The sequence below is a fragment of the Streptomyces sp. NBC_00576 genome (assembly GCF_036345175.1).
In the GTDB taxonomy this organism is placed as follows: domain Bacteria; phylum Actinomycetota; class Actinomycetes; order Streptomycetales; family Streptomycetaceae; genus Streptomyces.
Window position 1 is genome coordinate 693,009 of the sequence record NZ_CP107780.1, and the last position, 18,864, is coordinate 711,872.

Here is an 18,864-nt window from a genome sequence, read left to right on the forward strand (position 1 = left end):
GGACCGGGTGTTCGCCTTCGACAAGTTCGGCCGCTCGGCATCCGGCCCACTGCAGGATCGGGCTGGGCCAAACTGAAACGTCCCGACCGGCTGCTGGCCGCCTACCACCGCACTCACGGGGTGCGCTACTACCACCAGCCGCGAAGGGATGCTGATCAGGGCTGGGAGCGCGGCGTTCAGGTCGACCTCGATGTTCAGCTCACCAAGAGCGGTCTTCGCCTTCGCCTCGATGAGCTGCTTGGCCGCGCCGATGGCCCCATGGGGATCGGTGGTCAGGTCCCTCCGAATGCGCTCCAGCCCGATCGCGATGCCGGAGGTGTCCGTGAACAGGCGCGATCTGGCGGCGGTCTCGTCTCTTGAGTGCGTCAGGTTGTTGCCTTGAATCAGAACATGTGCTGTTCGCGAAGGTAGGCATCGGGACCCCAGGGGTTCGTGCAGCGGGGCCGAAGCCCCGCACTGGACTGGCGGAGTCTCTGACGCCAGCCAGTAAGGGGGAGTATCGGGGGCAGAGCCAGACCCTACGGCGACGTTGGCGCCGGCGCTGCGACGCCGGTGCTCGGCTCCTTGATCACGAGCGGGTGCAGCTCCCACACGTCGATCGCGTAGCTGAGGCGCGTACCCGGCGTGCTGTGGGCCTGAAGTCGCCACGCACCCTGCCCTGTTGGGTAGAACCGCAGGGTGAGGACCTGGCCGGTGGTGGTCAGGAAGATTTCGGCGATGGAGTGGTCGACGACCACGCGCAGGTCGACGGGTCGGTCGGCTGCGCAGGGCATCCGGTAGGAGCCGCCGCGAGCCCGGGGGTCCAGTGAGGCGTGGTCACGGTCGACGACCAGTTCGCCCGCATCGGCATCGAGGCGGATGTCGAGGTACTCGGAGCCGTCCGGGGTGGTGAGCAGCCGCAGACCGGCGTTGCCGGTCGGCTCCAGACGGGCCGTCAGGTCGAAGGCGCGGCTCACGCTGCCGAGGTCCACCGGCTGCGGGCCGTGCGTCGCACCTGCGGCGTGGATGATGTGCTGGCCACGCAGGGCGAGTAGTTCGGTGGCGGGCTGCTGGCGCAGTGTGCCGTTGTCGTCGACATGGATCTCGCGGGGCAGGGTGAGGACGCCGGCCCATCTGTCTGCGACGGCCCAGGCTTCGTCGCGGGCTTCCCAGGACCAGCCCCACAGCAACCACCGATTGCCCGGTGCGCGCAGCAGGGCGGGTGCGTAGCAGTCGGGGCCGTGGTCGACGAGTACGGGCGGGCCGGCTTCGAAGACGTCGCCGCCTTCCTCACCTATGAGGGCCGCGACGCACTGCGGGCCGTCGTCGAGGTTCCAGGCACTGATGATGAGGGCGCCGGGTCCCGAGGCCGCGGGGAGGTACTGGGGGCATTCCCAGCCCTCGCTGGTGTTCAAGCTGGTGCCGCTGAGCGGCTCCTTCTCACGGGCCGCGAAGGGCCCCCGGTAGGTCCAGGTCTCCAGGTCGGGCGAGTTGTACAGGAGTGCGGCGGCGCGGCCGTCCGCGAGGGCGGCGCCGACCAGCATCCGCCAGCCGTCGTCGTCCTGCCAGACGTACGGGTCGCGGTACATGGTGCAGTCCTCGGGCAACTCGGGCATGAGCAGTTCGCTGCGCGGGCCAAAGCTTCTGCCGTCGTCGTGGGAGACGGCGCAGGTGACCGGCTGGTGCTGGGGCGAGCGGTCCTCGCGGTGCGCGGAGTAGAAGGCGACGAGACGGTCGCCGTCGGAGACGGCGTTGCCGGAGAAGCAGCCGTCGGTGTCCACGCCACCGGGGGTCGGGGACAGGGCGATCGGCAGCGGTTCCCAGGTCAGCAGGTCGGGGCTGCGGAAGTGGCCCCAGTGCATGTTCGCGTGGGTCGCTCCGTACGGGTTGTACTGGTAGAAGACGTGGTAGTGGCCGTCGTGGAAGACCAGCCCGTTGGGGTCGTTGATCCAGTTGGCGGGAGGACGCAGGTGCACGACGGGATAGTGCGGATCGCGGGGCGTGGTGGACACACGTGTGCCTTTCGGTATGTCGGACAGGGGCCCCGCCCAGCGGCGCCGAGGGGCGCTGGACGGTGGTCTTCAGGCCCGGATGCGGAATCCCGCGCTCAGCTGCTGCTCCCGCCGTGAGCTGGGGCCCACACGGAGGGCGAACTCACCTGGTTCGACCACGCGCCGGTTGTCGGCCGTGACGAGTGAGCACCGCGAGGCAGGGATGCTGATGTTGACCTCCAGGCTTTCGCCGGGAGGGATCTCGGCCTGGGTGAAACCCTTCAGCTCCTGCTCGGCCCAGGTGACGCTGGTGGTCAGGTCGCTGATGTATGCCTGGACCGTTTCCAGGGCCGGGCGGCTGCCGCGGTTGGTGAGTCGTACCGTGGCGTGGACGGTGCCGTCGACGGCGACGTCCTCCTCCTGCACGACCAGGTCGGAGTAGGTGACGGTGGTGTAGCTGAGGCCCTCGCCGAACGCGAACAGGGGGTCCTGGGTTAGATCCGCGTAGCGGTTGCCGTGCTGGCCTCGCACCTGGTTGTAGAAGACCGGTTGCTGTCCGACGTGGCGGGCGAAGGAGACCGGGAGCCGGCCGCTGGGTTCGGTGAGTCCGAGGAGGAGTTCGGCGAGGGCGCGGCCGCCGCGCATGCCCGGGTTGAACGCCTCGATGAGGGCTGCCGCGTTCAGTGCCGACTCGGGGAGGGTGCTCGGCTTGGACTGGATCAGTACGACGATCATGGGTGTGCCGGTGGCGGCGACTGCGTCCAGCAGTGCGATCTGGCTTCCTTGGAGGTCGAGCGTGGCCGTGGAGCGCACCTCGCCGGTGAGGTCGATGGTGTCTCCCACGACCACCACGGCGTAGTCGGCTGCCTCTGCCGCGGAGGTGGCCTCCCGGAGTTGTGCCTGGTCGACCGGGGCGGGGGTGAAAACGGGCGGCTGCGGTTGGCCGTCGGGCCCGAGGGACCACTCGGAGTTGGAGGCGGGGCTTTCAATGTCGGCTCCGCGGGCGTGCGCGATGGTCCAGTCGGCGGGTACGACGGCGCGAAGGCCGTCGAGCACCGTCTCCACCGTCTTGCGTGGATGTCCGTCGGGCATCCACGGGACCTGGCCGGTGGCGCCTGCCCAGTCGCCGAGCATGGCTTGCGGGCTGTCGGCGTTGGGGCCGATGACCGCGATCGTCCGCGGTGTGCCCTGGCTCGCGGCGCGGCCGGTTGTGTCCGAGGTCAGCCCGCCGTCGAGGGGCAGGATCCCCTCGTTGCGCAGCAGCACCATGGAGCGTCGGGCGGTCTCCAGGTTGAGGTCGGCGTGTTCGCGGCAGCCGATCACCTGTGCCTGCCGCTCGGGGTCGGGGGCGCGGGGGTCCTCGAAGAGCCCGAGCTCGAACTTCAGTCGCAGAACCCGCCGTACCGCGTCATCGATCTGTTTCTCGTCGACCAGGCCGCGGGCGACCGCCTCCTGCGCACCCTCGAAGAACGCCGGTGTGGCCATGATGAGGTCGTTCCCGGAGTTGACGGCGACCGCCGCCGCCTCGGCGTAGTCGGCGCAGGTGCGCTGGTCGTAGACCATCCGGCCGACGTTGTCCCAGTCGGTCACCAGCGTGCCGGTGAAGCCCCACTCACCCTTGAGTACATCGTTGATCAGCCACTGGTTCGCGGTGATGGGCACCCCGTCGATCGACTGGTAGCCGAGCATGAAGCCGCGGCAGCCGGCCCGAACGGCTTGCTCGAACGGGGGCAGGAACCACGAGCGCAGCTTGCGTGGGCTGAGATCGGCTTCGCTCGCGTCGCGCCCGCCCAGGGTCTCGGAGTAGCCCGCGAAGTGCTTGGCGTACGCCAGCACGGCTGTCGGGTCGCTGAGGCCCTCACCCTGGTAGCCGCGCACCATTGCCGCGCCGAGTTCGCCGATCAGGAACGGGTCCTCGCCGAACGTCTCGTTGATCCGGCCCCAGCGCAGGTCCCGGGTGATGCACAGGACCGGGGAGAAGGTCCCGTGGATTCCGGTCGTCGCGATTTCGGTCGCGGCCGCGCGGGCCACCCGGTGGAGCAAGGAGGGATCCCAGGTGCAGCCCATGGCCAGCTGGGTCGGGAAGATGGTCGCGCCCGGCCAGAAGGAGTGGCCGTGGATGCAGTCGTCGACGGTGAGCAGGGGAATGCCGAGCCGTGTCCGCTGGGCCATTTCCATGGCCTCGGGCATCCGTTCGGGAGTCACATGCAGGACGGATCCGGCCAGCTTGGTCGACAGGATGTCCACCAGGTCCCCGTGTTGTGCGTCGAGCATCAGCAACTGCCCGACCTTCTCCGGCAGGGTCATCCGGGACAGCAGGTCCTCGGTTCTCGAGTCCACGGCCGCTTCCGGATCCAGGTACGTGGCAGGGCGGACCGGCTGTCCCACTATGTTCTCCAAGTCATCAGTAGTCGCGGGTGAGGAAGTTCGTTGCGGACCGGGGTGGTTGCCACGGTCGACGGCGCTTCGCCGCAGAGACACTGCCGCCCGCCACGGCGGGGCTCGCGGGCTGTCCGCCCGACGCCCGGTCGGGACCGGGAACGGCGCACAGCGAGGCGGACGCCGGTGTGTCACTTCAGGCCGGTGGTGGCGATGCCGGCGACGAATTGGCGCTGGAAGAGGAGGAAGACGATCGTCACCGGGAGCAGGACGACGACGCTGCCGGCGAGGAGGATGCCGTAGCGGGTGAAGTCCTGTCCGCTGCTGGCCAGGGCGAGGCCGACGGGGAGGGTGTACTGGCTTTCGTTCTGGGCCACGACCAGCGGCCACAGGAAGTTGTTCCAGGAGCCGAGGAAGGTGATGATCCCCAGGGTGGCCAGGGCGGGTTTGGTCAGCGGCAGGATGATCTTCCAGAAGATGGCCAGTTCGCTGCAGCCGTCGACGCGGGCGGCGTCGATCAGTTCGTCGGGCAGGGAGGAGATGAACTGCCGCATCAGGAACACCCCGAAGGGGGTGGCAAGGAAGGGCAGGATCAGCCCGAGCAGGGAGCCGGTCAGATTCATGTTGGCCACCAGCACGTACAGCGGCACGAAGGTGACCAGGCCGGGGATCATGAGGGTCCCGATGACCAGCGTGAATACGGCGCGCTGTCCCCGGAACTCCAGCTTGGCCAGGGCGTAGCCGAGCATCGAGCAGAAGATCAGGTTCCCGGCGGTGACTGCGAGAGCCACGGTCACGGAGTTGGCGAACATGCTCGTGAAGTCGAGCCTGCTGAACAGTTCGTGGAAGTTGGCGGTAGTGGGTGCTGTGGGGATCAGCACGGGAGGTACGGCGCGGATGTCGGCCTCGGGTTTGAAGGAACCGGAGAGCATCCACAAGAACGGCGCGATCATCAGCAGTAGAGCACCGGCAAGTGGTATGTACAGCCAGGGGTGGCCCCAGGTCTGCCGGATGTGGCGGCGCCGCAGGGCCTGGTCCGCGCCGGATGGCGCTGTCGGGAGGGTGGAGAGGGTGTTCATGGGTATCAGTCCTTGTCTCGCAGTATCCGGAACTGCAGGACGGTCAGCGCGACGATGAGGACGAAGATGACGTAACCGGCGGCCGAGGCCACGTCGTAGTTGCCGTTGCCGAACTGCTGGTAGGCGTACATCGTGGCCGAGAGGGTGGAGTCCAGCGGTCCGCCCTGGGTCATCACGAAGGGTTCGTCGAAGAACTGCAGGTAGCCGATGCCTGTGGTCACGGCCGTGAGCAGCAGGGCGGGGCGCAGGAGGGGGAAGGTGACCTGCCAGAAGCGCTGCCAGGCCCCGGCGCCGTCGAGTTCGGCCGCCTCCATCAGGGACTGGGGCACGGACTGCAGTCCGGCGAGCATGATGATCATGACGGTGCCGAGGTTGCGCCATACGGCCATGAGGATCATGACGGGGAGGGCGAAGCGGGTGTCGGCCAGCCAGGCGGGGCCGTCGATCCCGAACCAGCCCAGGACGGTGTTCACCAGTCCCGTGCGCGGTTCCAGGAGGGTCTTCCACACCACGGCGATGGCCACGATGCTGGTGATGACCGGGAGGTAGAAGCCGACCCGGAAGACGGCCCGGAAGCGGCGGATGCCGCGGTCGAGGGCGACCGCCGCGGCGAGCCCGGCGGCCAGCGTCAGAGGCAGACCCACCACGACGAAGACGGCGGTGTTGCGCAGCGCGTGAACGAACTGCTCGTCCTGGAAGAGCCGTACGTAGTTGTCGAAGCCGGTGAACGACACGTTCAGCGGGGTGCGCAGGTCGGCGCTCTGGGTGTCGGTCAGGCTCATCAGCAGCGACCAGACGACCGGCAGCAGCATGAAGGCCAGGAACAGGGCGAGGAACGGGGCAGCGAGAGTCCAGGCGGCCCTTGTCTGCCTACCGCGCGCCGTGCTCCGGAGCGCGAAGGGCCGGCGACCGGCACTTTGCTGCGGCCCTGCGGTGCTCGACTCGTGGGCGTCGCCCTGCCCGGGAAGCGTTTTCGTGGACATGGATGTCATCCGTCCCTGCGAGGGGTGCTCACGCGGCGGCGCTCAGCGGCCGGTGCCGATGGAGGTGGCCTTGGACTGCAGCGCCTGCTGCACCTGGGCGACCGTGGCCTTGCCGAGGGACAGCCTCTCCAGCTGGGAGTCGACGGCGTCGGCGATCTGCTGCCAGGTCCCGATGGCGGGCGGCGCTTTGCTGACCTTGAGCTGGTCGGCGAACGCCTTCATCGTCTCGTCCTCGCTCAGCTTCGCCTCGTCCCACGCGCTGGGCGACGGCGGAATGTTGCCGGTGGCCTTGGCGTAGGCCGCGAGGTTGGCGGGCTCGGTGAGGAACCGGGCGAACTTCCATGCCGCGTCGGCGTTCTTGGCGTCCTTGAACACCGCCAGGTCGCTGCCGCCGGCGAACCCGGCGGGCTGCTTGGAGTACGGCAGCGGCGCGGTTTCCCACGTGCCGTCCAGCTTCGGGGCGTCGTTGTGGAGGCTGCCGCCGACCCCCGGGCCCTCCTGGTAGGTGGCGATCTGGCCGGCCTGGAACGCCGGCATGCTTTCCGTCTTGTCGGTCGGCGCCAGGCCCTGCTTGGGGATGCTCGCGTAGTACTCCAGAGCCTTGGCGACCTCGGGCGAGTCGAAGGTGAACTTCCCGGTCTCGGCGTCGTAGATGTCACCGCCCTGCTGCCAGACCAGCGGCAGCCAGAAGATCCAGGAGTTGAAGCCGATGTTCCACCCGGTCGAGTAGCGCAGCTTGGGATTCTGCTTGCCGGCGGTGGCCTGGATGGCCTTGAGGTCCTTCAGGTAACCGTCCCAGGTGCCGGCCGGGGCGCCCTTGATGCCGGCCTTCGCGGTGAGGTCGGTGCGGTAGTAGACCACCATGGTGTTCGCGATGAACGGCACACCGTAGGACGTGTCCTTGTACTTGGTGGTGTCCCACTGGCCGGGGTAGAAGCTTGAGGACTTGATCGACGCCGGGGTGGCCTGGAAGCCGTTCATGGCGGCCATCTCGGCCATCCAGGTGGTGCCGACCACGGACATGTCCGGTGTGTTGCCACCGGCGATCGCGGTGGTCAGCTTGTCGTGGGCGGCGTCCCACGGGACGGGGGTGATCTTGACGTGGGCGTCCGGGTTCTCCTGCTCGAACTTCTTGGCCAGGTTCTTCAGGGCGGGGTCGGTGTCACCCATGGCCCACATGACCAGCGTCCCCTCGGCCTTGCCGCTGCTGATCTTCGCAGGAGCGTCCTTGCCGGGGCCGGAGTCCGCGCTGCGGCCGCAGCCGGTGGCCAGCAAGGCTGCTGTGACGGTGACGGACAGGGCCTGGACGGTTCTGACAGTGTGACGAGTGGTGGTACGCATAGTGCGGCTCCTTTTGCCGTTGAGCGGTACAGGACTCTGGGGCGGCAGAGGACAAGAACGGTCGGGTGACCGGCAGGGTCAGGCCATGGGTCGCAGACCTGGGGGCCGGCGGTGACATCGGCGGTCAGTCGCGGATCGCGACTGCAGCGTCCGACGCGGAGCTGGTGGCGGCCGGGCAGGGTGTGCCAGGCGTACCGGTGTCCCGCATCGGGAGACCGCAGGCGAGCACGTGCGCCTCGGCGGTGACGCGTGATCCTGGTTCTGCGTGGATGGCGGTGAAGCGGCCGGCACGCGGGCAGGCCGGTCGGGTCGACATGTGCAGCGGCTTCAGCTGGACCTGAACGACCTACCGGCCCGCCCGAGGGCCGGTGTTGGTCAGTTCCACGGCCAACTGGAGTCCGTCCCCGCCTACGGGGCTGGATGGGCGGCGGGGACGGACGGTTCAGAAATGGTGACGACTCATACGTCCACCGGGTGCGGCCGAGCGAGAGCCCTACCCAGGCCGGAAGCGCACTGAGCCCTTGGCGGTCCCGGAACCGGTGGCAGCGCGATGACGTCGCGTCAGTTTAAGTTCGGCTGAAACGACGATCCACGGATCACGAGGCTGGTCGGAATGGTGCGCGAGGGGGCGGCCTCCGGCGATCTGCGCACGTGGTCCAGGAGCAGACGCGCCGCCGCCTCACCCATCTCCCGCATCGGCTGGCGAATGGTGGTCAGTGCCGGATAGGTGTACGACGCCAGCTCGACGTCATCGAAGCCCACTACGGCGACATCCTGCGGAATCTCAAGGCCGGCGTGGTGCAACGCGGCGAGCACGCCGGCCGCTGACGGGTCGTTGTGCCCGAAGACGGCGTCGAACTCGACGCCGTCCGCGAGAGCTTGCGCGACCGCGCTCCGGCTGTTCTCGAACTGGAAGTCGCCGCAGATGATGCTGCGCCGGTCGAGCTCGATCCCGGCCTGCGCATAGACATCCACGAAGCCACCCAGCCGTTCCCGGGTACAGCCGTACGCCTCGGGACCGGTCACCACCAGAGGACGACGGCGCCCGATCTCCAGCAGGTGCCGCGCGGCCTGCTCGCCCCCCTCCCGGTTGGTGGTGGTCACGTAGGGGAATCCAGGCCGCTGGAAGCGGTCGTCGATCAGCACCACCGGCAGTCCCGATTCGTGCAGTTCCGTGATGTATCCCAGGGCCCCCTCGGGCTCGAGCACCAGCAGACCGTCGAACGACTTGGCGGCGACCTGCAGGCCCAGCCTGCGCAGTGACTCCTCGCCGCGGTTCCAGGTCAGCATGCGCAGTCCGAAGCCCTCGCTCTCCAGCGTGTCGACGACCGCCTGCACGATGCCGGACCAGACCCAAGCCAGATCAGGGACCAGCATGCCGATCATCTGTGTCGTGCCGCGGGCGAGCCCCACAGCCCCGGCACTCGGCACATAGCCGAGCTCCGAGATCGCCTTGCGGACCTTCAAGACAGTGTTCTCGTGGATCTCGCCTTTGTCGTTCAGCACCCGCGAGACCGTCGTCTTGCTGACTCCGGCCCGCGCGGCCACGTCAGCGATTGTGATTCCCATGCCACCCTCCCTCCCTCCATGCAAAGGCGGAAGACAGCCCTCCCGCACCGAAGGACTGATCGTACAAAGACTCGTGCAACCGGTACCGAAAGCGATCCCGGAACCGGTTTCGGTACCGGTTCCGGAAGTGAAGCACCGAGATGTCCCACCGGTCAACACACCGGACCCAACTCGTTAACAAGGAATTTGCGACCTGCGACCACCAGGAGCCAGCGGGGCGGAGCCCAGCGCCGTCCTTGAGGAGTGCGAGACGAACGGTGGCGAGGCTGGTCGCCTCCCGGTCGGCTATGGCCTGCAGGGACAGGCGGTCTCGTTCGTACCAGACGCGCCACTGCCTCACGCGGGTGGCGGTGTGCTGGGTGCGGCGAAAGCGGGGCAGGCTCCAGTCGACGGGGTGTTGGGAGAGCAGGTAAATGGCGTGGGATGTGGTGGTGTTCAGGGTGCGCGCGACGCGCGCGATGGAGAAGTCGCCTTGGGGCACGGCCCGGTGGAGCCGGTCGGCGCTGATGCTGTCGGGGTCGGGGTCGGGGTCGGGGTCGGGGTCGGGCAACTGGAGGTGACGCAGCGCGCGGGCGGGCAGCCGCGGGGTCCACTGGAGCGGTTCGTCGATGCCGTGCTCGTCGAGGAGCGCACGTGCGGCGCGGGTGAGCAGATCGGCCTCTGCGGGCAGAATCCGCCACCGGAACCGCTGGTTTGCTGGCGTTGAGAACTGGTGGCGGGTGCGATGTCCGGGTGCGCGAAGTGCGTCAGAGAGCCGATGTGCCCGGTCGACGGGCGAAGAGGCAGTCGGACAGCTCGTCGGCGAGCATCCGAACGCTGGTCTGCCAGGACGATGCGCTGTTCCAGCGCCAGGAGCAACTGGCGCCGGCGCGGCCCTGCTCGGTGTCGATAGTGAAGGGCGGCATGTCCAGGTGCGTGGTGCGCCGACCGGTCTGCGTCAGGACTGTCTCGCCGACTGCTTCGCCTTCGCTGAACAGGCCCTTGACCGCAAGACCCACGCCGACCTTGAGGAGGGTGACGGGGAACTCGTTGGCGATCCACTTCAGGTGGTTGCTGACCTCGATGCCGCTGGTCTTGCACCACTTGAGGAAGTGCAGCAGATGATGGATCACAGCCCGCACACAGGGCTCGGGCCGCCCGGGCAGGCGCTCAGCAGCTTCCCCCAACGGGACACCGTCAAGGTCGGCGCACCGTAGCTCGTCCAGAAGATCAGGCGCGAGAAGCCACTCGCGGCGGAACCCGGCCAGGAAGCGGATGTTCTCCAGCTCCGCTTCCGGCGGCTCACTCCACACCTCGTAGCGCCACCCGCGCGACTCCACCGCCAGCCGGGTCCATGTGGAAGCGAAGACCACCACCGGCTTCGCCAGCCGCTGATACGGCTTGACGTCCACCCCCACCGGGCCGTGCTCTGTGATCAGGAAGTAGTCCGGGACGGAGCAGCCGAAGCCAACAGATCGAGCGAAGCAGTCGACCATGAGACTGTCCATGGAAGGTCTGCCTCACGTTCGATTCACTCCAATGAGCGAACAGGCTGACCAGCCAATCTCAGATTTGTGGCCGATCAGCCACCCAGCGGCCATCGGTCGTGAGATTCGACCACGGGAACTCTGGGATCCCACAACGTCAGGTCAGGTCAGGTCACCAACCACGACCTTGTCCGTTCTGTCGCCCCGGCTCAGACACGCTCTCCGGCGGCGCTCACCAGCGCGTCGAAGAGTCTCTGCTGTGCCGGGTCCTCGTGTGCGGTGTCCTCGGGGTGCCACTGGACGGCCGTGAACCAGCTCCGGGTGTCCGGGAGTTCGAGCGCCTCGATCGTGCCGTCCACCGCCGTGGCGATCACTTCCAGGCCGGCGCCCGGGCGGTCGACGCGCTGGTGGTGGTAGCAGGAAGCCTCCGCCTTCTCCGCACCGACGACCCTTGCCAGCAATGAACCCTGACGAATCGTCACCGGGTGTATTACGTGCCGGTGTTCGCGCTCCGGGCCGCCCATGTCCTGGTCGAGCGTGCCGCCCAGGGCGACGTTGACGACCTGCAGGCCGCGGCAGATCGCGAGCAGCGGGATGCCCGACTCCAGGGCGCTGCGGGCGACTTGGAGGTCGAAGGTGTCCTGGAGGTCGTCGACGTCGTACACCGAGTCGTGGGTGTCGGCGGCGCCGTAGCGGTGCGGGGCGAGGTCGCCGCCGCCGGGGAGCAGGACGCCGTCGAACCGGGCGAGGCGGGCGGCCACGTCACTCTCCGCGGGATGGATGGTCGCCGGTTCGCCGCCCGCTCGCCAGACGGCCTCGATCAGCGCGCGGGCGTTGACCTCGGCGGCGTACCGCAGAGCGGACGTGGAGGCGGCGAAGCGGGCCGGGATCGCGATGAGCGGCCTTGGTCGCGTCGTCACAGCTGGATCCAGGTGGTCTTGAGCTCGGTGTACTTCTCCAGGGCGTGCGCTGACTTGTCGCGGCCGTTGCCGGACTGCTTCATGCCGCCGAAAGGGACGGTCAGGTCGCCCTCCTCGTAACAGTTGACCCAGACCGTGCCGGCTTTCAGCGCCCGTGAGACCTGGTGGGCGGTGGTCAGGTCCGAGGTCCACAGGCCGGCGGCGAGGCCGTAGTCGGTGGCGTTGGCCAGCCGTACCGCCTCGTCCACGTCGTCGAAGGTGAGGATGGACAGGACCGGGCCGAAGATCTCCTCGCGGGCCAGGCGCGTCCCGGGGCCTACCTGGTCGAACACGGTCGGCTCCAGATAGGTGCCGCCCGTGGTCTCCAGGACGCGGGTGCCGCCGGTGCGCAGCCGGGCGCCCTCCTCCCGGCCCGCGCCGATGTGGTCGAGTACGCGGCCCAGGTGGGGCTCCCCGACCAGCGCACCCATCTCCGTGGCCGGGTCGAGGGGGTCACCGACGCGCAGTTCGCGCGCCCGGCGGACGATGGCCTCGGTGACCTGCTCGGCGATGGAGGAGTGGACCAGGAGCCGGGAGGGTGCGGTGCACATCTCGCCCTGGTTGAAGAAGATGCCCCAGGCGGCGGTGGCGGCGGCCTTCTCCAGGTCGGGGGCGTCGGGAAGGATGATGTTGGGCGACTTGCCGCCGAGCTCCAGCCAGACGCGCTTGAGGTTGGAGTCGGCGGAGTACCGAAGGAAGTGGCGGCCGACAGCAGTGGAGCCGGTGAACGCCAGTACATCGACGTCGGGATGGAGCCCGAGCGCCCGGCCGGCACCCGGGCCGTCCCCGGCGACGACGTTGAGGACGCCCGGCGGCAGCCCGGCCTGGGTGCCGAGCCGGCCCAGCTGCAACGCGGACAGCGGGGAGTTCTCCGAGGGCTTGAGCACGACCGTACAACCGGCGGCGAGTGCCGGGGCGACCTTCCAACTGGCCAGCGTGAGCGGGAAGTTCCAGGGGACGACCGCGCCGACGACGCCGGCCGGTTCGCGGGTGACGAGGGCGAGCGCGTCGGGGGCGGTGTGCGGGGACTCGTCGGTGAGTTTGTCCGCCAACTGCCCGTACCAGCGGAAGGTGTTGATGGCGGCGCGCAGTTCGATGTCGTGCGCGTCCGTGATCGGCTTGCCCATCTCCAGGGTCACCGTCAGGGCGAGCAACTCGCGCTGCTCTTCGAGGAGTTCGGCGAGCCGCAGCAGCACCCGGCCCCGTTCGGCGGGCGCAAGGCGCGGCCAGGGTCCGGTGTCGAAGGCCCGGCGGGCGGCGGCCACGGCGGCGTCCACCTCGGCGGGCCCGCCGTCGGCGACCTCGGTCAGCACCTGGCCGTCGCGGGGCGAGACGACGGCGAAGGTGGCGCCGCCGCCGGGCTCGTCCCTGCCGTCGATGTGGTGTGCGCCGTGCACCGTCGGCGCCTTGGCTCGGCGGAGCCACTCGTCGTGGGTGACAGGCGACATGCGGGCCTCCAGAACAGATGGATATGTGGGGAGTGGTCGAGAGAACGCGGGTGAAGGCCTCCGGAGCGGCCGGTGCCGCTCCGGAGGCCGGCGGGGGGCCGGGTCAGGCGTCGGCGGCCTGAACACGCGGTCGCGTCAGCCGGGCGGTGACGACTCCGAGGGCCATGACGGCCGGGACGGTCAGTTCCAGCCACAGGGCGGTGTCGCTGTCGCCGCCGATGAGGGTGGTGAAGTTGTCGAGGATCAGCCAGACGGCGCCCGCGACGGCGACCGTGGCCAGGGCGGGGGCGATCAGGGTGTTCCACAGGCGCGTGTCCAGGCGCTCGCGGCGGAAGAAGACGACCACGGACACCGAGGTCAGCAGGTACAGGAGCATCATTCCGAGGACGGCGACCCCGCTGAACCAGGAGAAGAGCGTCAGCACGGGGTCCTTGCCGGCGAGGGCGAAGGGAACCACCAGGACCACCGCGACGGCCGTCTGCACGCAGCCCGCCACCCAGGGTGAACGGCGGCTGTTGAGCGTACAGAGGCGGCCGGGAAGCAGTCCGTCGCGGCCCAGCGAGAACAGGTAGCGGTTGGCCGAGTTGTGGAAGGTGAGGAGGCCGGCGAAGAGGGAGGTGGCCAGCAGGACCGGCAGGACGTCGCCCACCCAGTTGCCGAACTCGGCGGCGATCGGGGCGAAGACGAACGCGGTCGAGTCCCCGCTCTCCAGCGCCTTGCCCGCCGCCGCGACGGCCGTCGAGGGGCCATGCGCGGAGACGAGCATCCAGGAGGTCAGGGCGAAGAAACCGACGACCACGACGATCGCGAGGTAGGTGGCGCGCGGGACGGTCTTCTTCGGTTCGCGCGCCTCCTCGCCGTAGATCGCGGTGGCCTCGAATCCGAACATGGAGGCGAGGGCGAACATCACGGCAACGCCCGGCGCGCCCTGGGTGATGGCGCTCGGTGAGAAGGTCTCCGAGATCCCGAGCCCCTCCGGTCCACCACCCTTGAAGAGGGTGACGAGGCTGAAGACGAGCAGGATGCTGAACTCGGCCAGGACGAAGACCGCGAGCAGTTTGGCGCCCATGTCGATGCCGGTGGCGCCGAGCAGCTGCACGAGGGCCATGGTGGCCAGCGACCACACCCACCACGGCAGGTCGAGACCCGTGTGGGTGCTGACCAGGCCGTTGACGATGGCGCCGTACAGCCCGTACATGGCGGCCTGGATGGCGCAGTACGCGAAGAGCGCCACGCCCGCGCTGCCGGCCCCGGCGGTCCGCCCGAGACCTTTGCCGATGTACGTGTAGAACGCGCCCGCGTCGACGACGTGCCGGCCCATCGTGACGAAGCCGACGGCAAAGAGCAGGGTCACCACACCGACCAGCACGTATGCGCCGGCCGTGCCGGGACCGTTGCCGATCGCGACGGAGATGGGGACCGACCCGGCGATGCCGGTGAGCGGCGCCTGTGCGGACAGGACGAGGAAGAGGATGCCCAGCACGCCGAGAGCGTTGGGCTTGAGCTTGCCTGCGGGGGATGCGTCCCGCGCGGTCTGCTCTGGGGAGACCGTCTGACTGTCCACTCGGATCACCTGCCAGGGGAAGAGGGGGAATCGTTTCAGGCCAAACGAGTTGCCTCATGGTGGGGTGGAACTATCCGTTTGGCAAGGGGGTCGGCGCGGGCGATTCCGGCGCCGACGGGTTTTCTTACACAGCCGTAATCAGCGGCCGACCGTCGGCCGCCACGGGGAGAGTGCGCCTGCCGAAGACAGGGCGCGAGGCGAGCGCTCAGGCCTCGCCGTCGCGGTCGGCGGCCAGGAGCCGCAGGACGTTGCGCAGCTCGTCGAGGGCGTCCTCGATGATCTCGCGCTCGCCGAACACGAGCTGGTGCAGGACGAGGCCCTCCAGCGTGGCGAAGACCATGCGGGACAGGCCCTCGCCGACCGGCCCCGGCAGCAGCTGGGCCAGCTCGCGCCGGGTGGCCTCGAAGTACTCGTCGTCGTACAGGGCGCGCAGGTGCGGGAGCAGCTCGGGCCTGCGGCGGGACTCCAGCAGCAGTTCGTACTGGAAGGCCTGGAGATCGGGGCCGCTCTCCACCATCTCCGTCAGCCCGGCCGAGAAGTCGGCCGCCCTGCCCGTACCGGTTTCGAGGTCGCTGCTGGTCAGGGAGGAGCGGATGGCGTGGGTGAGGGCCTCTTCGATCAGCGCGTCGCGCGAGCCGAAGTGATGCACGACGAGCCCGTGGGTGACCCCCGCCTCCTCGGCGACCGCCCGGTACGTGAGCTTGCGGAGCCCGCCGCGGGCCACCACGCGTACGGCGGCGTTCAGCAGGGCCTCGCGGCCGGCTCCGTAGGTCACGCGCTTGCGGGGGCGGCGCGGGGCGGCGGGCTCGGTCATGCCCGCGACCCTACCCGTGGCCGTGACGCTGCCTGTGCCCACGGTCAACGCCGGGGCGCCCGGATGCCGCGGAACTCCCAGTCGCCGCCGAGCGCGGTGGACAGCACCTCCTCGGACTCGGTGGGCTGCGCGCCGACGTCGGTCCGGATCGGGGTCGGGCCGGTGACGATGTGGTTCGTCAGCCGTCCGAGCCCCTCGACCTCGACCTCGACGATGTCGCCGGGCTGGACGGGCCGGGAGTTGGCGGGAGTGCCGGAGAGCAGCACATCGCCCGGGTAGAGGGTGATGGTGCGGGCGATGTCGGCGACGAGATAGTGCATGTCCCACTCCATCTCGTCCGTCGAACCGTCCTGCACGACCTCGCCGTTGACATACGTGCGCAGGTACTTGCCGTGGAAGTCCCAGTCGGTGACCAGGCCGGGGCCGAGCGGGCAGAGCGTGTCGGAGCCCTTGACGCGGAGCATCGAGCCGGCGTCGGTGTCGCGGAAGTCGTGCAGACCGTAGTCGTTGGCGACGGTGTAACCGGCGATGTACTCCCCCGCCTCGGCCTGCGAGATGTTCCGCGCGGTCTTCCCGATGACGATGGCGACCTCGCCCTCGTAGTTGAGCCACTTGCAGCCCTCGGGACGGACGACGGCGCCCTGGTGGGAGTTGAGGGACGAGGTCGGCTTGTGGAAGTAGGTGGGTGTGGGCGTCAGCCGGATCTGGAACTCGTCCACGCGGCTGCGGTGGTTGAGGTGCACGGCGACAACCTTGGACGGCACGACCGGCGGCAGATGCCGCGCCTCGCCCACCTTGACCCGGCGGCCGTCCCCGGCGACGAGTTCGTCACCGTCGACGGTGACCTGGACGGCGGCGCCGTCGAGGAGGATACGGCGGTATTCGGGCATGTCAGGGCTCCTGTACGGGGGTTCGGGGGGCGGTCCAGCCACCGGCGGGGCGGTCGAACCACAGGTGGACCTGGCCGGTGCCGACGGAGTTCTCGTACTCGCCGTACTGGCGGGCGGGTGCGCTGCAGGCCTGCTCGCCGAGGGCGCCGGCCATCATCAGGTAGTGGAAGAACTTCGCCTCGGGCTTGTGCTTCCAGAACTCCGGCATGGTGTCGAGGACCTTGTCGTGGCGGCCCTCCTTGAACCATGCGATGCGCTCCTCGTCGGCGGCGCGGGCCTCCGGCGTGAAGATGTGCGCCGGGTCGCTGGCCTCGTGGTCGCGGATCTGACGCAGCGGCCAGAAGGTGTGCGAAAGGGCACCGGAGGCGATGACGAGGACCCGGCGCCCCGGAGTGGCGGCGATTCCGTCGGCGAGCGCGCGCCCCAACCGCAGATGATCCTCCATGTCCCCGGTCTGACAGACCCCGATGGTCACCCACCTCTTGTCGGGCAGCCCCTCGCCGAGGAACTTCCACAGATTGATCGTGGCGTAGTAGACCGGCAGGTAGTCGTCGTCGATCGGGGTGATCCAGGTGCCGTGCTTGTCGGCGAACTGGGCGATGTTCTGGGCGAGTTCGGGGTCCCCGGGATAGTCGTAAGGCACCCGGCACATGCCTCGCGGCAACTCCTCGGAGGTGAAGAGACCGGCCCGGCGGTGCTGGCCGCTGACGACGAACTCCACGGTGGTCGCCCAGTGCGAGTCGAGGACGACGACGGTGTCGTACTCGTCGGCGGTATCGCTCTCGAAGACGTCCTTGCGCAGTTGACGGAGCCCGGTGACGAGGGTGATCTCCTTGCCCTCGTTCAGCTCCAGCCGGTCGGCCTCCGGCAGCACGATGGTGGGCACATGGGCGAGCAGGCCCGCCCCGACGATCTCACCCATGGTTGTTCCATCCGTTCGGCGCGGTGACGGTGTTCTTGACGTCGCAGTAGAAGTCGAAGCTCCAGGTGCCGCCCTCGCGGCCGACCCCGGAGAGGCGGGAGCCGCCGAAGGGTGCCTGGAGGTCGCGTACGAAGAAGCAGTTGACCCAGATCGTGCCCGCGACGAGCCGCGCGGTGACGCGTTCGGCGCGCTCGGGGTCACCGGTGGCGAGGGTGGCGGCGAGACCGAACCGGGTGTCGTTGGCCAGCCGGACGGCTTCGTCCTCGTCGGCGAAGGTCTGGAGGGTCAGGACCGGCCCGAAGACCTCCTCCTGGACGATCTCCGAGTCCTGGGCGACCTCGGTGAGCAGGGTGGGCGCGTAGTACTGCCCGTCCGCCTCCGTACGGTGCCCGCCGATCACGGCCCGTGCCCCGGCGGCGAGGGCCCGCTGCACGAAGCCGTCGATCTTCTCCAGCTGACGTGGGTGGATGTTGGGGCCCAGGTCGGTGGTTTCGTCGCGCGGGTCTCCTTGCGTCAACTGCGTTGCTTTGTCGATGAATCGTCGAGTGAACTCGTCGGCGATCGACTCCTCGACGAGAATGCGGGTCGCGGCCAGACAGACCTGCCCTGCGTTGTCGTACTGCTCGACGGCGAGATCGACGGCCAGTTCCAGATCGGCGTCGGCGAACACCAACAGCGGTGACTTTCCGCCGAGTTCGAGGCTGAGCGGGGTGAGGTTCGCGGCGGCCGAGGCGGCGATGTGCTGGGCGGTCGGCACGGACCCGGTGAAGCTGATCCGCCGTACGACCGGGTGCGAGGTGAGGGCGTCGCCGATCTCGGAACCGTAGCCCTGGACGACGTTCAGCACTCCGGCCGGCAGTCCTGCCTCGGCGGCGATGTCGGCCAGCAGGGACGCGGTGAGGGGGGACCACTCGGCGGGCTTGAGGATCACCGTGTTGCCGGCGGCGAGCGCCGGGGCGACCTTCCAGGTGGCCAGCATGAGGGGCGCGTTCCACGGGGTGATCAGGACGCTCGGGCCCGCCGGGTCCCACGAGACGTGGTTCGTGTGGCCGCGGGTCTCGAAGTCCTCGTGGTCCAGCTTCAGCAGCCAGTCCGCGAAGAAACGGAAGTTGTGCGCGACCCGGGGCATCACACCCCGGCGGTGCGAGCGGAGGAGGGCGCCGTTGTCGTTGGTCTCGACGATGGCGAGTTCTTCGATCCGCTTCTCGACACCGTCGGCGATGGCGTGCAGGACGCGGGCCCGTTCGGTGCGCGAGGTCGCGGCCCAGCCAGGGAAGGCCGCCTTGGCGGCGGCGACGGCCGCGGAGGCCTCGGCGGGCCCACCGCGAGCGATCTCACCGAGGGCGCGACCGTCGATGGGCGAGGTGTCGGTGAATGTGGTGGCGGATGCGACGCGTTCACCACCGATCCAGTGCCGGGTGTCGACACCGACTCCGGCGACAACAATCTTGTCGGACATAAGAAACGGCTCCTTTTTGCA

The 18,864-nt window shown here is 69.0% G+C and carries 16 protein-coding genes; 1 reads left to right on the forward strand and 15 read right to left on the reverse strand.

From position 1 onward, the window contains the following. Positions 1–120 precede the first annotated feature (120 nt). Entirely contained in the window at positions 121–360 is a 240-nt protein-coding gene (locus OG734_RS02975) for a hypothetical protein (protein ID WP_330294036.1), read from the forward strand. A gap of 158 nt (positions 361–518) precedes the next feature. On the opposite strand, the gene OG734_RS02980 is transcribed toward OG734_RS02975, so the two are convergent. From OG734_RS02980 to OG734_RS03050, 15 genes are all read right to left on the reverse strand, one after another. Next, positions 519–1,991, reverse strand: coding sequence for a glycoside hydrolase family 32 protein (locus OG734_RS02980; RefSeq protein ID WP_330285893.1), 1,473 nt, complete (start codon positions 1,989–1,991; stop codon positions 519–521). 69 nt (positions 1,992–2,060) lie between these two features. Further along, positions 2,061–4,277 (reverse strand): glycoside hydrolase family 3 N-terminal domain-containing protein, encoded by a 2,217-nt coding sequence (locus OG734_RS02985; RefSeq protein ID WP_443065059.1) that lies wholly within the window; start codon positions 4,275–4,277, stop codon positions 2,061–2,063. A gap of 263 nt (positions 4,278–4,540) precedes the next feature. Further along, positions 4,541–5,434 (reverse strand): carbohydrate ABC transporter permease, encoded by an 894-nt coding sequence (locus tag OG734_RS02990; protein ID WP_443065060.1) that lies wholly within the window; start codon positions 5,432–5,434, stop codon positions 4,541–4,543. After that, the gene (locus OG734_RS02995; RefSeq protein WP_443064819.1) at positions 5,434–6,420 is read right to left on the reverse strand and encodes a carbohydrate ABC transporter permease; all 987 of its coding nucleotides are present in this window, start codon (positions 6,418–6,420) and stop codon (positions 5,434–5,436) included. The genes OG734_RS02990 and OG734_RS02995 overlap by 1 nt, the downstream gene beginning before the upstream one ends. Before the next feature lie 33 nt (positions 6,421–6,453). Beyond that, a complete protein-coding gene (locus OG734_RS03000) occupies positions 6,454–7,752 on the reverse strand; it encodes an extracellular solute-binding protein (protein ID WP_330285897.1) in 1,299 nt (432 codons plus the stop codon). Between the two features lie 124 nt (positions 7,753–7,876). Then, positions 7,877–8,068 carry a hypothetical protein gene (locus tag OG734_RS03005; protein ID WP_330285898.1) on the reverse strand — a complete coding sequence of 64 codons (192 nt, stop codon included), beginning with the start codon at positions 8,066–8,068 and terminating at the stop codon, positions 7,877–7,879. 245 nt (positions 8,069–8,313) lie between these two features. Continuing rightward, complete coding sequence (locus OG734_RS03010; protein ID WP_330285899.1) at positions 8,314–9,321, reverse strand: LacI family DNA-binding transcriptional regulator; 1,008 nt, start codon at positions 9,319–9,321, stop codon at positions 8,314–8,316. Between the two features lie 746 nt (positions 9,322–10,067). Next, positions 10,068–10,808: a hypothetical protein gene (locus OG734_RS03015; RefSeq protein ID WP_330285900.1), complete on the reverse strand. Its 741-nt coding sequence runs from the start codon at positions 10,806–10,808 to the stop codon at positions 10,068–10,070. A 188-nt stretch (positions 10,809–10,996) separates the two neighbouring features. Beyond that, positions 10,997–11,707: a gamma-glutamyl-gamma-aminobutyrate hydrolase family protein gene (locus OG734_RS03020; protein WP_330285901.1), complete on the reverse strand. Its 711-nt coding sequence runs from the start codon at positions 11,705–11,707 to the stop codon at positions 10,997–10,999. Next, the gene (locus OG734_RS03025) at positions 11,704–13,194 is read right to left on the reverse strand and encodes an aldehyde dehydrogenase (protein WP_330285902.1); all 1,491 of its coding nucleotides are present in this window, start codon (positions 13,192–13,194) and stop codon (positions 11,704–11,706) included. Before OG734_RS03025 ends, OG734_RS03020 begins: the two co-directional genes overlap by 4 nt. 103 nt (positions 13,195–13,297) lie before the next feature. Then, a complete protein-coding gene (locus OG734_RS03030; RefSeq protein WP_330285903.1) occupies positions 13,298–14,758 on the reverse strand; it encodes an APC family permease in 1,461 nt (486 codons plus the stop codon). A gap of 205 nt (positions 14,759–14,963) precedes the next feature. Continuing rightward, on the reverse strand, positions 14,964–15,572 hold the full coding sequence (locus OG734_RS03035; protein WP_330285904.1) for a TetR/AcrR family transcriptional regulator: 609 nt from the start codon (positions 15,570–15,572) through the stop codon (positions 14,964–14,966). Between the two features lie 44 nt (positions 15,573–15,616). Beyond that, positions 15,617–16,462, reverse strand: coding sequence for a fumarylacetoacetate hydrolase family protein (locus tag OG734_RS03040; RefSeq protein ID WP_330285905.1), 846 nt, complete (start codon positions 16,460–16,462; stop codon positions 15,617–15,619). Between the two features lies 1 nt (position 16,463). Next, positions 16,464–17,384 (reverse strand): 3,4-dihydroxyphenylacetate 2,3-dioxygenase, encoded by a 921-nt coding sequence (locus tag OG734_RS03045; protein ID WP_330285906.1) that lies wholly within the window; start codon positions 17,382–17,384, stop codon positions 16,464–16,466. Beyond that, positions 17,377–18,843 (reverse strand): aldehyde dehydrogenase, encoded by a 1,467-nt coding sequence (locus OG734_RS03050; RefSeq protein ID WP_330285907.1) that lies wholly within the window; start codon positions 18,841–18,843, stop codon positions 17,377–17,379. The genes OG734_RS03045 and OG734_RS03050 overlap by 8 nt, the downstream gene beginning before the upstream one ends. Positions 18,844–18,864: the final 21 nt, after the last annotated feature.

What these genes read in the sequence shown, in the direction of transcription:
- OG734_RS02985 (WP_443065059.1), bottom strand. Translation starts at nt 4,277, where the DNA reads ATGACCCTGCCGGAGAAGGTCGGGCAGTTGCTGATGCTCGACGCACAA.
- OG734_RS02995 (WP_443064819.1), bottom strand. Translation starts at nt 6,420, where the DNA reads ATGACATCCATGTCCACGAAAACGCTTCCCGGGCAGGGCGACGCCCAC.
- OG734_RS03000 (WP_330285897.1), bottom strand. Translation starts at nt 7,752, where the DNA reads ATGCGTACCACCACTCGTCACACTGTCAGAACCGTCCAGGCCCTGTCC.
- OG734_RS03005 (WP_330285898.1), bottom strand. Translation starts at nt 8,068, where the DNA reads ATGTCGACCCGACCGGCCTGCCCGCGTGCCGGCCGCTTCACCGCCATC.
- OG734_RS03010 (WP_330285899.1), bottom strand. Translation starts at nt 9,321, where the DNA reads ATGGGAATCACAATCGCTGACGTGGCCGCGCGGGCCGGAGTCAGCAAG.
- OG734_RS03015 (WP_330285900.1), bottom strand. Translation starts at nt 10,808, where the DNA reads ATGGACAGTCTCATGGTCGACTGCTTCGCTCGATCTGTTGGCTTCGGC.
- OG734_RS03025 (WP_330285902.1), bottom strand. Translation starts at nt 13,194, where the DNA reads ATGTCGCCTGTCACCCACGACGAGTGGCTCCGCCGAGCCAAGGCGCCG.
- OG734_RS03035 (WP_330285904.1), bottom strand. Translation starts at nt 15,572, where the DNA reads ATGACCGAGCCCGCCGCCCCGCGCCGCCCCCGCAAGCGCGTGACCTAC.
- OG734_RS03040 (WP_330285905.1), bottom strand. Translation starts at nt 16,462, where the DNA reads ATGCCCGAATACCGCCGTATCCTCCTCGACGGCGCCGCCGTCCAGGTC.
- OG734_RS03045 (WP_330285906.1), bottom strand. Translation starts at nt 17,384, where the DNA reads ATGGGTGAGATCGTCGGGGCGGGCCTGCTCGCCCATGTGCCCACCATC.
- OG734_RS03050 (WP_330285907.1), bottom strand. Translation starts at nt 18,843, where the DNA reads ATGTCCGACAAGATTGTTGTCGCCGGAGTCGGTGTCGACACCCGGCAC.